A 13347-nucleotide genomic window follows, 5' to 3' on the forward strand; every position below is an offset into this window, starting at 1 on the left:
CGGTGCGGGGTTTTCCTCTTGTCGTTCCGGGACGGATCCGCGGGCGGTCAGCGGGGGAGCGTGCCGCGCAGCTTGTGCACGGCCGGCACGACGGCGGTGCGCGCCTTGCGGGCGGCCGGCAGCACCGCGGCGCGGACCTTGTGCACGGCGGGGGTTACGGCCTCCCGGGCCGTGCGCGAGAGCAGGTAGGCCCGGTACATGAGCTGGTTGACGGGCAGGTCCCAGCTGCCCGGATAGCTGACCTCGTAGCCGCCGAAGGAGCGCTTGAACCGGGAGAAACCGGCCCACGGGTGGTCGGGCTCGTCCTCGGGACTGACGCCCCACATATCGAAGTGGCGGATGCCGGCGGCGCGGGCGTCCATCATCATGGTCACCACCAGCGGAATCCCGGCGTTGAGCTTGCGGTGGGCGTCGTCCGCCGCGGCGTGCGCATACACCCGCGTGGCCTCCGTGTCGTAGGACAGCGCGGCCGCGATCGGCTGCCCGTCCAACCGGGCGATGAACAGTTTGGCCGCGCCGGCCGGGACCAGGGTCCGGGCTGCGTTCCGCAGGTAATCGTCGGACTGGGCCTTGAACTCCGCGCGCTCGGAGACGTCGTGCAGGAAACCCAGCAGGATTTCGATGTCCGCCGGGTCGGTGGAGACATCGAACGTGACGCCCTTCTTGTGGATATTGCGGTACAGGTTGCGGCTGGTGCTGCGCATGGCGGCCAGCAGATCCTCTTCCGGCTGGCTCAGGTCCAGCATCCAGGTCAGTTTCGGCTGGACGTCCACCGGTGCCTTGACCAGGCCCAGCGACTGCAGCGCCGCCTGCGGCCGCTGGCCGAGGTCGGTGCCGACCGGTTCGATCCGCACGTAATGGGCGCGTTGTTCCGCGGCCAGGGACTGCAGGGCGGCCAGCGCGCGGATCAGGGCGGCGTTGTCTGCCGCGGCCGGGCCGTACGGGACGTACAGGAACCGGCCCAGGGGCGTCTTTTCCGCGATGGCCAGGAAGTTCCAGCCGTCACCGCTGCGTTCGAAGACCTGTTTGCCCAGGCTGCGTTGAAAGTCGGCCCAGGGCGCAGACTGCAGGATCGAAGCGGTCAAAGTGTTGCTCCCGTTCGTTGTTGATCGAATTCATGTGTGCCGCCCGAAGTGGTCACCGCGAACAGCACCGCGCCGGTTCCGGTGTCTCCGGCCGGGTGCACGTTCACCGGTTGTTCCGTGTCGGGGATGAACGCGGCCTCGCCGCGGCCAAGCATCAGGTCGGACTTCGGGGAGTCCAGCAGCACGCTGCCGGACACGGCCAGCACGATCGCGGGACCGTGCTGGGCCAGCGGCACCGGGCTGCCGCCGTCGGCCAGTTCGATGCGCTGGAGCTGGAACTCGGCAAAGGGCGGGCAGTACAGTTCCTGGCCGGCATCGGTGATGGTCGGTTCCACCATGGGCGGGGCGATCGGCCGGAAGTTCGTAATCTTCAGCAGTTCGGGCATGTTGACGAACTTCGGGGTGAGGCCGCCGCGCAGCACGTTGTCCGAGGCCGCCATGACCTCCACCCCGAGGCCTTGCAGGTAGGCGTGGATGTTTCCGGCGGGCAGGCACAGTGCCTGGCCGGGGGAGAGTTCGACCAGGTTCAGCAGCAGCGAGATCAACGCGCCGGGGTCGCCCGGATACAGTTCGCCCAGGCGGGCGACCGCTGCATATTCGGTGCCCAGGCTGCCGGCCGGTGTGGCCGCCAGCAGGCGGGCCGTGTCGGCCGCGAGCCGGGTGGAGCGCTCCCCGCCGTCCAGCAGCGCCACGAAGGCACCGCGGAGGGCCGCTTCCTCGTCGCCGCCACCCAACAGTTCCAGCACCTCGTCCAGGAGATCCAGGGCCGCGCCGGCGTCTGCCAGCCGTGGTTTCAGCCCGGCCAGCAGCCGCGCCGCGTCGCGCGGGGGACGGAAACCGCACAGCGCCTGGAAGTCGCTGAGCGCGAAGATCATCTCCGGCTTGTGGTTGTCGTCCCGGTAGCTGCGCTGCGGGTCGTTGAAGGAGATGCCGGCCGCGTTCTCCGCGGCGAACCCTGCGCGGGCCTGCTCGAGCGTGGGATGGACCTGGAGCGACAACGCGGAGTCGGCGGCCAGGACCTTGGTCAGGAACGGCAGCGTGGCGCCGAACAGGCCCAGAACCGTCTCGCCCAGGGCGGCGCCGGGGTTCTCCTTGATGAACTCGTCGAGCGGCCGTTCGCCTCCGGCCAGCTGCACCCGTGACGGGGAGTCGGGGTGGGCGCCGATCCAGAGTTCGGCTTCCGGCCCGCCGGACGGTTCCCGCCCGAACAGCTCGGCAATCGCCGTCGTCGAGCCCCAGGCATAGGGACGCACTACATTCATCAACCGATACATGTGAAGCCTCTTCCTCGTCCTTGTTCCCACGATCCTCTCAGACCCCGCGCCGTTGCAGCATTCCGGCAGCACGCGCCCCGCACGGGGGGACGCCGCCGGACCTGCGTGGCAGCGGGCCGGAATCAGGGGACCGAGCACTTGCCGTTGTTGGCCACCAGGGCGCCGAGCGTGGCGGTATCGCCGATCTCGGCCAGCTGCTGGAGATACTCCGCGGTGACCTGGGGCTCCGCCGGCGCCTCCGGGGCGTCGGCCGCATCCGGTGCCGCCTCGTCCGCGGGGCCGGCCCCGCCCTCACCGGCGGTGGTCTCTCCGCCACCGGAGCCGGGGTCGCCACCGGCGCCGCCGCCGTCGTCCTTGGGATCTTTCTGCCGAGTCTGCTCTTCCTGGGTGAACATCTCCTGAACGCGGGGATGGATCACCGAGAAGTCGGGGTAGGTGACAAAATTCTCCGCGGCGGTGCCGAAGTCCGGCGGTCCGATGGTTAGGCGCTTCACCTTCTGGTCTTTGGCCTTCAGCGCCAGCGAGACGAAGCTGCCCAGCTGCGCACTGGGAATGTCCGTCTCGACGACCTGTTCGCCGGCCTCGGCCAACTGCTGGAAGCGGGTCAGCACCGTTGCCGGGTCCAGCTGCTTGACCATCGCCGACATCACGCACTGCTGGCGCTGGACGCGGTCATAGTCGGTGGCGAATTCGCGGGAGCGGGCGTACCAGAGGGCGTGGTAGCCGTCGAGCTCCTGGACGCCCGGGGCGATCCAGCCCTTCGGCGGGTAGTGCTGGTTGGTGCCGGGGATGGTCCTGTTGGAGATAGGCACCCAGCCGCCGGCGTTGACCGTGATGCCGCCCATCGCGTCCACCAGGGCTTCGAAGCCGTCCATGTCCACGAGGGCATACGCCTGGATCTCGATGCCCAGGATCCCGCTCACGGCGTCCTTCATGGCTTCCGCACCAGGGTTCTTGGCATCAGGGTAGCGGTCGGCGTGATTTTGCTCCACGTCGACGTAGAGGGCGTTGATGATGCACTCGTCACCGCAGCTGAAGCCTTCCGGATACACCTCGTGCATCGGCGAGTCCGCCGGGAACGGGGCGTTTTGGAAGTTGCGCGGGATGCCGAACATGACGGTCTGGCCGGTCTTCGCGTCGACGCTGACCACCTGGATGCTGTCCGGGCGCAGCCCCACCCGCCCGGCACCGGCGTCGCCGCCCATGAGCAGGAAATTGTAGCGGCCGTCCACCGGGTCGAACGCGGGCCGGGTTTCGAAGATGGAGCTGAAGGCGTTGCGGCTCACGTTGAGCAGGTAGGCGGCGTAGCCCAGGCTGCCGCTGGTGAGCACCATCAGGGCAACCAGCGTCACCGCCACCGCCGGCTTGGCGCCCGGGGCCAGCAGGTTGGGCCTGATGATGCGCAGCGTGTTCAGGAACAGGAAGGCCCAGAACAGCGCCAGTGCCGCCAGCACCACAACGAGGGCCAGCGAACCCCAGCGGTCGGTGGCCAGGTTCACCAGCAGCGGCCAGTTCACCAGGGCCATGACGGCAGCGGCCACAACGGCCGCCCAGGCCAGCAGCGTCACGGCCAGGCCGCGCCGGCCCAACCGGCGGTCCCCTGCCACGATCTGGGCGCTGCCCGGGACGAGCAGGGTCAGCAGCAGCAGGACGAAGGCGCGCTTGGTGCGCACCGGCGCCGGAGCGTGCTGGGGGTAGCGGACCGGATCGGTCACCCCGCGCGCCGAAGACCCCGACGGCTTCCTCGGCGGCTGGGGACTCACCGTCCTAGGCCTCGCCGGAGCCTGCGGCGCGTTCACGCAGCGCGGCTCCCTTGTCGTAGGCGGACCGGCGCAGGCCGGACGCGAACTCCAGCAGGGCCGGCTGCAGCCGCCCGGCCAATTCGTCACCACCGGCTGCCAGCATCCGCACGGCCAGCAGCCCGGCATTGCGGGCTCCGCCGATGGACACCGTGGCCACCGGCACCCCGGCGGGCATCTGCACGATGGAGAGCAGGGAGTCCATGCCGTCCAGGTACTTCAGGGGCACCGGCACCCCGATCACCGGCAGCGGGGTTACGGAGGCGAGCATGCCGGGCAGGTGCGCGGCACCGCCGGCGCCGGCGATAATGATCCGCAGTCCCCGGGAGTGAGCGTCGCGGCCATAACCGATCATGTCCTCGGGCATGCGGTGCGCGGAGACGACGTCGGCCTCGTAGGGGACGCCGAATTCCTCCAGCGCCCGGGCGGCGGCCTCCATGACGGGCCAGTCGGAATCCGAGCCCATCACCACGCCGACTATCGGCTTGTTGCTCATGGTTTGCCTTCCTGGGGGTCCACGCCGTCGCGGACAATCGCCGCGACGCGGTCCGCGCGCCGGCGCAGTTCCTCCACCTGGGACGCATCGCGGCCCACCACATTGACGTGGCCGATCTTCCGGCCGGGACGGACAGACTTGCCGTAGCCATGCAGCTTGACGGACGGTTCGGCGGCCAGCGCGCGCGGATAGGCCGAGAACAGGTCGGTATTTGCGCCGCCCAGGTAGTTCTTCATGACGACGGCGCCGCCGAGCAGGGACGTATCGCCCAGCGGCAGATCCAGGATGGCCCGCAGGTGCTGCTCGAACTGGCTGGTGACCGACCCGTCCTGGGTCCAGTGGCCGGTGTTGTGCGGGCGCATGGCCAGTTCGTTGATCACGAAGCCTGCTCCGCGTCCCGGGGTGGCGAACAACTCGGCGGCCATCACGCCGGTGACGCCCAGCTCGTCGGCCAACCGGAGCGCCGCCTGCTGGGCCGCCTCGGCGACGTCCGCCGGCAGGTCCTGTGCCGGCGCGATCACTTCGTCGCAGACGCCGTCCACCTGGATGGTGTGCACCACCGGCCAGGCCCGTGCTTCGCCGGACGGAGTCCTGGCTACCAGCGCGGAGAGCTCCCGGCTGAAATCGACTTTTTCTTCGACCAGCAGCGCGCCGCCGGTGAACCAGTCGGCCGCCTCGGCGGCAGCATCCGCATCGCGGATGATCCGCACTCCCTTGCCGTCGTAGCCTCCCCGCGGCGTCTTCAGCACCACCGGCCAGCCAATCCTGCCGCCGAAGGCAACCAGCTCGTCGACGCCCGAGACGGGTGCCCACACCGGGTTTGGCAGCCCCAGCCTGTCCACCACCGCGCGCATGACCAGCTTGTCCTGCGCATGGATCAACGCGTCAGGATGCGGCTGCACGTTGACGCCCTCGGCAATCAGGGCCTGCAGATGTTCGGTAGGGACGTGCTCGTGATCGAAGGTCATCACGTCCAGGCCCTTCGCGAACCCCCGCAGCGCCTCCAGGTCGCGGTAGTCGCCCACGGGAGCCGTAGCCACGGCGGGGACCGCGGAAACATCGGCGGCCTCGGCCAGAACACGCAGTTCAAAGCCGAGCTCTACCGCACAGGGTGCCATCATTCGGGCAAGCTGGCCGCCGCCCACTACGCCGATCACTGGAAAACTCACCTAGTCAGGGTACCGAACAGGTTCCGGACGAGTCGCATTGCACTTCGCGCGGCGGGTACGTCCTAGGTAACGCCCAGACTGGCGCAATACAATAGTGCGTCGGCCGGCTCTGCTCCGGCATCCGAGCGAAAGGGATCCACCTTCGATCATGAACCGAACTATTTCCGAGCGCCTGCGCGCCATTGTTTCCCTTTTTTGGCGGGAAGTGGCGAAGTTCGGCACGGTCGGCGGGATCGCCTTCATCGTGGACAACGGCGTGTACTGGTGGCTGATCAACGGGCCCATGGACGACAGCGTGGTGAAGGCGCGGTTCGTGTCCGCCTCCGTGGCAACACTGTTCTCCTGGGTAGCCAACCGCTATTGGACGTTCCGTCATCGCCGCCAGGCGAACGTGTTGCGCGAACTGGTGCTGTTCATCGTCATCAACGTCATCGGCATGGTGGTCTCCGCAGGCTGCGTCTGGATAGCCCGCTACCCGCTGGAGGTGACGGACCGGACCATGCTGCTGTTCGCGGGCATCGTCGGCACGGTGCTGGCCACCGTGATGCGCTTCTTCGCCTACCGGTTCCTGGTGTTTAACGTTGAGCTGGACGCCGAGCCGGAGTTTGCCGAGGACCGCAAGATCTTCGAGCGCCACCCCGAGGACGATGCCGACCAGCCTCCCGCGGACGCGGCGCCGGAGGTCGACGGCCCCCAGGCATCGGGCACGGCGCGCGGCTAGGCGGGGTCCGGGCCGGATCGCCGGTTCACAGTTGTACGGTGACCCGTTCGCTGTCCAGCAACCGCTGGGTCACCCCTACCTCCGGGTGCACCAGCACGACCGTGCCGCCGCCCTGCCAGGTTGCCAGGGCTTCGCGAAGCACGTCCGGCCAGGGGGTGTGCGCCGGCACCAGCAGGTTCCTGGCCGCTGTCGGCCGGTCCAAAAGCCGGGCGAAGGTCAGCGCTCCGCCGTCGTCCTCCAGTGCCAGACCGTTTGCCGCCAGGGAATCGATTCCCAGGTATTCATCCGCGTAGGAGCGGACCTCGGCCGCGTAGTCGAGGACGCCGTCGGGCAGTTCCCCGGGCCAGCGCAACTGGAGCGCGCCCAGGGCGACCAGGACCTGGTGTCCGCTGCCTTCCCGCACCAAAAGGGCCGGATCCGCGGCCACCACCACGTCGGCGCTCCGGGCGGCCTCGCCCAGCCGGACGGTGGCGCCGGCCTGCCACGCGGCCAGCGCCCAGACCAACGACCGCCAGTGCGGGTCCATCAGAAGACCCACGCTCGTACCCTCGGCGGCGTCCAGTTCCTCGGCCAGCAGGTTCGCCGTCTTGGCCACCCAGTTGTCCAGCACGCGCCCGGACAGCTCGATGCGTTCGCCCTCCGGGCCGTACCAGACCAGGCAGGGGGACGAGCCCGGGCGCATTCGGGCCAGCAGGTCGGTGATCGTGGCGGGGGTGCTCACGGTGCTCCTTAAGGTCGGGTTCGTGGCCCAGCCGGAGGCCGGCTGACGCCTGCACGCGGTATTTGTGACGCACATCACGGGGGCGGGCCCTCGCGTGGCGTACGCGGATTTCGCTGCCGGGTCTCTAAGATTCCCGCCGGCGCTTGACTTGAACGTATTACACCCATGTAATTAGTTATTAAACGTGTAACAGCATGCTTGTGTCCGGCGCTGAGATCCAGCGCTGCACACGAATCTAACACCATGCTGGTACAGGAACTCCGGGAGGGCTGATGGGGCAGGCAGAACGTAGTGCGCACCGGCGGGAGCTCGAAGCGCAGGCTTCGGCATCGCACGGATCGCGCGGCGTACCGGCAGACTGGTATGTGGATCCGGCAGATCCGACGGCGGCAGAACGCTTCCGCGAATCCAGCCAGCAGACACTCGAGGACGCGGCCACCGCCTTCCTCGCCGCGCACGAAGCGTTGGCGGAGGGGCCCGGGGCCGAGGTATTGGAGCTGACTGCTCCGCGCCTGCTCCGGGAACCGGCCGAGGCCGACCCGGCGCCGAAACCGCAGTGGATCGGGCTGCCGGGCTTCGGCGCCGGCTATGAGGACGAGGGAGAACTCGGCTGGCAGGCCGATGCCCTGTGCGCCCAGACGGACCCGGAAGCGTTCTTCCCCGAGAAGGGCGGATCCACCCGCGACGCGAAGAAGGTGTGCGGCGCGTGCACGGTGCGCTCGCAGTGCCTGGAGTACGCGCTGGCCAATGACGAGCGTTTCGGCATTTGGGGAGGCCTGTCGGAGCGCGAGCGCCGCCGGCTGCGGAAAAGAGCGCTCTGATTCAGCAGCAAGTTCGCGTCACCGCCGTTGTGGTAGCCCACGACGGCGCTTCCTGCCTGCCCCAAACCCTGGCAGCCCTGGCCCGGCAGACGAGACCCGCCGATGCCCACGTCGGGGTGGACACCGGATCGTCCGACGGGTCCGCTGACCTGCTGCGCGCGCAACTGCCCGCCGGCAGCCCGGTGGCCGCGGCTTCCCACCGCGCCGGGTTCGGCGCCGCGGTCCGGGTGGGGCTGGCCGAGCTGCCCAAGCACGCCCCGGACGACGGTCCGGCCCAGGAATGGCTGTGGCTGCTCCACGATGATTCCGCCCCGGAGCCTGATGCGCTCGAGGAACTGCTGCTCGCCGTGGAAACGGCACCGTCGGTAACCATCGCCGGCTGCAAACAGGTGGACTGGGACGACCCGCGCCGGCTGGTCGACGTGGGTCTGACCGTGAGCCGCTGGGCCGAACGGCTGACCATGATCGACGTCGACGAGATGGACCAGGGCCAGTACAACGGCCGCAGCGACTTCTTTGCCGTCAACTCCGCCGGCATGCTGGTGCGCCGCGACATCTTCGACCAGCTGGGCGGGTTCGATCCGGCCCTGCCCGGGACCGGTGACGACGTGGACCTGTGCTGGCGGAACCGGCTGGCCGGCCACCGCGTGGTGGTTGTCCCCACCGCGAGGGTTCGCCACGCCGCCCGGACCGGCGACCACGGCACCGCAAGGGCAGCCCGCAAGGCTCAGATCCACCTCCGGCTCAAGCATGCGGCCTGGTGGCAGGTGCCGTTCCTGTGGATCGGGGCCCTGCTCGGCGGGCTGTACAGCTTCCTGGCCTCGGTGGTCGCCAAGGACCCCATGCACGGGCTGCGGCAGCTGGGTGCCACCCTTGCCGCCTTGTTCCGACCCGCGGGCTTTTTCGCGTCCCGGCGGCAGGCCGCCAAGACGCGCAGGACCTCGCGGGCCATAGTGCGCCCGCTGATGGTCCCGCGGCGCGAGGTCTGGGCCTACCGGCGGTCACTGGCCGAGTCGCTGCGGCCCGAGCTCGCCGTCGGCGTCGTGGGCGACGGCTCCGGATCGGATGCCGGCGGCAGCGACCAGCCCACCGGCGGATCCGACGACTTCGCCGCCCTCGCCGCGCCCGCCCGGACCTGGGTGGGTACGGGACTGGTGGCCGCCGCCGTCGTGCTGGCCCTCGTCTCCACGGTGGGCATGTTTGACTTCTTCGGGGCGCCGGCGCTGGTGGGCGGCGGACTGCTGCCGGTCTCGGCCACCGTCGCCGAAATCTGGCACAACGCTTCGAGTTGGTGGATCTCGCTTGGCTCCGGCGTCCCCGGGCACGGCGACCCCTTTGGCTACGTGCTGGCGGTCCTGGCCGTGCTGGGTTTGGGGAACGGTTCCGCCGCCGTCCTGACGCTGGTGCTGCTGGCCATGCCGTTGGCCGCCGCCGGCGCATGGTTCGCTGCCGGGGCCTTCACACAGCGGCGCGGCCTGCGCTTCTGGGCCGCGATGTTCTGGGCGAGCGTTCCCGCGTTCCAGGTCGCGTTGGGCACGGGCCGCCTGGGCGCGCTGATCGCCCACCTGCTGATCCCGTGGGCCGTGCTCGGCCTGCTGCGCGCCACCGGCTCCGCCGTCCAACGCGCCGACGCCAACCGGCCCCTGCTGCCGCACGAAGCCGTGCACAAGCCCGGGATCAACGGAAATCCCTCCTGGACGGCGGCGGCAGCGGCGGGACTCTGCCTGGCCGGCATCACGGCGTCGGCACCGGCGCTGCTGCCGGTGGTCGTCGTCTTCATCGCCGTCCTGATGCTGGCCTTGCGCCGCCGGGCCAAGACCGTCTGGTGGGCGCTTATCCCGCCGCTGGCACTCGCCCTGCCGATGCTCGTCGCCGGGCTGGACCAGCCGCGCGCGCTGCTGGGCGATCCCGGCCTGCCGCTGGCCTTCCACGCCGCCCCGCTGTGGCAGCAGCTGATGGGCTTCCCGCTCGCCTTCGGCCCCGCCGACGGGCTGGCCGGGGCCGGGATGCTGGAGAAACTGGCCCAGGGTCCGTGGGCGCTCGCCTACGCGCTCGTCGTCGCCGTGCCGGTGCTGGCGCTGGCCGTGGCCGGGGCGGTCACGGGCAAGGGTGCCGGCCGCGCACGGTTGCTCTGGCTCGGCGTGTTCCTGACCCTCGCGGCCTCCTTTGGTTCATCCCTGCTGGCCACCGCCGTCGCACCGGGAGCGGTGGTGACACCGTTCACGGGTCCCTTTGTCTCGCTGGCCCTGTTCCTGCTTTTGGGCGCGGCACTGATCGCCGGGGACCGGCTGCGGCACGACCTTGCCGCAGCCGGGCGCCCGTCCTCGGGCCTGCGGCGCACCGTGGCCGTGGCCGCCGCCGTCCTGATGGCGCTGGGCCCGGCAGCGAGCCTGGCGCACTGGCTGGTGCCCCAGTTCACCGGCTACACACCGTCCAGCGAGGCGCGGACCCTGACGGACTTCGGTACGCAGCTGAAGGTAACGCCCGGGGCCGGCCGCACGCTGCCGGCCACCTCTGCGGACAGCGGGACCGGGCCGGAACAGGCCCGTGCGCTCGTGTTGACGGCGGGAACCGGCGGCGCGGTGACCGCTGCCGTGATGCATGGCAGCGGCACCACCCTGGACCAACTCTCGGCCATTTACTCGGCGCGGGCCCTGGCCGGTCCGCTCACCGAAGCCCAGGTGCGCTCCGACGACGACGCCGACGCAGAATTGCGGAACACCGTGGCTGTCATCGTTGCGGGCACCGGCGTGGATCCGCGGCCGTCTCTGGTGAGGCTCGGCGTGGACTTCGTGGTGCTGCAGGAGTCCGATACGGCGGCCGAACTGCTTGCCGGCCGGATCGACGCCGTGCCCGGACTGACCTCCGTGGGACGCACCGACTCCGGATGGCTCTGGCGGGTGGTCGGAGCGACCGGTAAGGACGGCACCGCGGCAGGCCAACTGACCGCCCGGGTGCGCCTGGTCGATGCCAACGGCGACCTGCTGCAAACCGTGCCGTCCGGCTGGACCGCGGCGGCCGGGGAGATTCCCGCCGGCGAGCCCGGACGTCGGCTGATCCTGGCCGAGCGGACGGACCCGGGCTGGACCGCCACCCTGAACGGCCGGCCGCTGGAATCCTCGCAGGACGGCTGGGCCCAGGCGTTTGAAGTGCCGGCAGCAGCGGGTACCGTAAAGATCGGCTATTCGAGCCCGTGGTCGCCGTGGATCGGCATCCTCCAGGTGCTCGCCATCGGACTGACCGTCCTGCTCGCCATACCGATCCCGGCCCGGCGGCGGTTCGCGCCGCGCCGCATCGACCACATCAAGACCACCGGGGCGGATGCCGGCCCCGCGGAACTGCGCAGGGCGGCATTCGAAGACCCGGCCGACGGCGGCGCAGTTGCCCTGGCCGGAAAAGGACAGCAACGATGACCGAGAAGGGTGGCCGCGGCGAGGAGCCGCGGGCGACAGAGGCGGCGATTGGGCCAACGGCCGCTGCCGCATCCGCACCTGATGGCGTGCAGCCGGACCGGGACAGCGCGGCCGGGCCCGTGCAGCCGGAGCGGGACAGCGCGGCCGAGCCCGTGCAGCCGATCGACCGCAAGGCCGCCAAGCGTGCTGCGCGGCGGGACCGGGCACGCGATGCCGCCGCGGGCAAGCCTGCCGCACGCTCCGGCAGTTCCACCGCCGGCGCCACGCCGAAGCGCGGCCGGCGGACGCTGGGCGCCGTCTCCGGGGCGGGCCTCCTGCTGCTGACCGGAGCGGCGGTAGCCGCCGGCAGCCTGGCGGACGTGCCGGGTGCGGCCGCCGAGCGGCCGCCCGTGTCCGCTGCCGTTCCGGCCGGAGACTACACCGCTGTCTGCCCGGAGCCCCTGCGGCTGCTGGACAGCGCCGCCGAAGACACCGATCCGCAGTTCAGCCCGGTCTCCACTACGGCGCAGACCAGGGCGCGGGCCCTGGTGCTCAGCGACCTCGGCGGCAACGTCCCCGGCAGCGAGTTGACGGAACTGGGCGCGGGCACTCCGCTCGCGCGCATCGCGGAACCGACGGAAAAGTCGTCCGGCGAGACCAAGATGGTGGCGTCCGTGGTGTCCGGACAGGACCTGTCCGCTCCCACCGTGCTGCGGGCCGCCCCGATGGGGGAGACCACCGCGCTGGCCGGCGCGGCGATGACCTACCGAGCCTCGGACGGCGACCTGCGCGGACTGGCCGCTTCCAACTGCATGGCACCGGACAATGACTTCTGGTTGCTCGGGGCGTCCACCACCGTGGGAACCACGTCCGTGCTGAAACTGCACAACAGTTCCCAGACACCCTCCTCGGTCGACCTCGAACTGGTCTCGTCCGAGGGGCAGATCCAGGCTGCCGGCACCCGCGGGCTGCTGGTCGCTCCCGGGGAGTCACGCTCCATCGTGCTGGCGGGAGTGGCCGCAAACCAGGAATCCCTGGCCGTGCGCGTACAGTCCTCCGGCGGCCCGGTGACCGGCTTCATCCAGCAAAGCGTCCTGCGCCAGCTGACCCCCGGCGGCGTCGAGTTGCTGCAGGCGTCGGCCCCGGCCGGCACGCGGCAGGTGGTCACGGGAATTACCGTCCAGGACCAGAAACCGGCACGGGCCATCCGGGACCAGGACGGTTATGAGGACGCGGCGCCGGCGCTGGACGTGGCGGTGCCCGGCGTGACCGACGCGGTCTTGGAAGTGCGCGTCTTCGGTTCCGACGGCCCGGTCAGCCTCCCGGGCGGCGGCGTCGTCACCGCGGCGGCCGAGAGCGTCACCAGGGTGCCGCTGGAGTCGTTGCCGGCCGGCACGTATTCCGTCGAAATCAGCGCCGACGTGTCCATCGCTGCCGCCGCGCGGGTCAGCAGGGGAACCGAGGCGGGCGAACCGGTGGACTTCGGATGGTCACCCGCGACCGGCCGCCTCGGCAGCAATCATCTGGCGGTCGTGCCGGGCGGTGTCAGCTCCCGCATGGCCTTCAGCGCGCCGTCGGGGGACGCCCGGGTGGAAATCACGCCGGTGGATCCGAAGGGCAGACTGGGGGAGAAGCAGGCGGTGACCGTGCCCGCCGGAACCACCGTGACCCTTGATCCCCGGGCAGACGGCGCCGACGCTGCGGCCCTGTTGATCAGCGGGTCCGGCGAAGCCGTCTACGGCGCCCAGGTCCTGACCGACGGCGGTGCTCCCGACGTTGCGGTCCTGCCGGTGCCCGCCGGCACCCAGGCGCAGACCGCGGTGCCGGTCGATATCGGGTACTAGGGAAGAAGCGGCGCCGGGACCGGAA

Annotated in this window: 10 protein-coding genes; 4 read left to right on the forward strand and 6 right to left on the reverse strand. The window is 70.5% G+C overall.

The genetic code is table 11. From position 1 onward, the window contains the following. Nucleotides 1-47: 47 nt before the first annotated feature. From AC5RW2_RS02035 to AC5RW2_RS02055, 5 genes are all read right to left on the reverse strand, one after another. Nucleotides 48-1085, reverse strand: coding sequence for a lipid II:glycine glycyltransferase FemX (locus tag AC5RW2_RS02035; protein WP_494073583.1), 1038 nt, complete (start codon nucleotides 1083-1085; stop codon nucleotides 48-50). Continuing rightward, the gene (gene manA / locus AC5RW2_RS02040) at nucleotides 1082-2359 is read right to left on the reverse strand and encodes a mannose-6-phosphate isomerase, class I (protein ID WP_494073584.1); all 1278 of its coding nucleotides are present in this window, start codon (nucleotides 2357-2359) and stop codon (nucleotides 1082-1084) included. Before manA ends, AC5RW2_RS02035 begins: the two co-directional genes overlap by 4 nt. A gap of 122 nt (nucleotides 2360-2481) precedes the next feature. Then, nucleotides 2482-4074 (reverse strand): LCP family protein, encoded by a 1593-nt coding sequence (locus tag AC5RW2_RS02045; RefSeq protein WP_494073585.1) that lies wholly within the window; start codon nucleotides 4072-4074, stop codon nucleotides 2482-2484. 52 nt (nucleotides 4075-4126) lie between these two features. Further along, nucleotides 4127-4654 carry a 5-(carboxyamino)imidazole ribonucleotide mutase gene (gene purE, locus AC5RW2_RS02050; protein ID WP_494001448.1) on the reverse strand — a complete coding sequence of 176 codons (528 nt, stop codon included), beginning with the start codon at nucleotides 4652-4654 and terminating at the stop codon, nucleotides 4127-4129. After that, on the reverse strand, nucleotides 4651-5823 hold the full coding sequence (locus AC5RW2_RS02055) for a 5-(carboxyamino)imidazole ribonucleotide synthase (RefSeq protein WP_494014359.1): 1173 nt from the start codon (nucleotides 5821-5823) through the stop codon (nucleotides 4651-4653). The genes purE and AC5RW2_RS02055 overlap by 4 nt, the downstream gene beginning before the upstream one ends. A gap of 148 nt (nucleotides 5824-5971) precedes the next feature. Between AC5RW2_RS02055 and AC5RW2_RS02060 the strand changes: the two genes are divergently transcribed. Beyond that, entirely contained in the window at nucleotides 5972-6544 is a 573-nt protein-coding gene (locus AC5RW2_RS02060) for a GtrA family protein (RefSeq protein ID WP_494014358.1), read from the forward strand. A 25-nt stretch (nucleotides 6545-6569) separates the two neighbouring features. Here the strand turns inward: AC5RW2_RS02060 and AC5RW2_RS02065 are convergent, their stop codons facing one another. Further along, nucleotides 6570-7265, reverse strand: a complete 696-nt coding sequence (locus tag AC5RW2_RS02065; protein WP_494001446.1) for a TIGR03089 family protein — start codon at nucleotides 7263-7265, stop codon at nucleotides 6570-6572. Between the two features lie 272 nt (nucleotides 7266-7537). On the opposite strand from AC5RW2_RS02065, the gene AC5RW2_RS02070 reads away from it, so the two are divergent. Genes AC5RW2_RS02070 through AC5RW2_RS02080 form a run of 3 tightly spaced genes read left to right on the forward strand, consistent with a single transcriptional unit; the run spans nucleotide 7538 to nucleotide 13322 of the window. Continuing rightward, nucleotides 7538-8086, forward strand: coding sequence for a WhiB family transcriptional regulator (locus AC5RW2_RS02070; protein WP_494001445.1), 549 nt, complete (start codon nucleotides 7538-7540; stop codon nucleotides 8084-8086). A gap of 29 nt (nucleotides 8087-8115) precedes the next feature. After that, entirely contained in the window at nucleotides 8116-11499 is a 3384-nt protein-coding gene (locus AC5RW2_RS02075; RefSeq protein WP_494073586.1) for a glycosyltransferase, read from the forward strand. Continuing rightward, on the forward strand, nucleotides 11496-13322 hold the full coding sequence (locus AC5RW2_RS02080) for a DUF5719 family protein (RefSeq protein ID WP_494073587.1): 1827 nt from the start codon (nucleotides 11496-11498) through the stop codon (nucleotides 13320-13322). Before AC5RW2_RS02075 ends, AC5RW2_RS02080 begins: the two co-directional genes overlap by 4 nt. The last annotated feature ends 25 nt before the right edge of the window (nucleotides 13323-13347 follow it).

It is taken from the genome of Arthrobacter sp. B0316-1-20 (assembly GCF_059091865.1).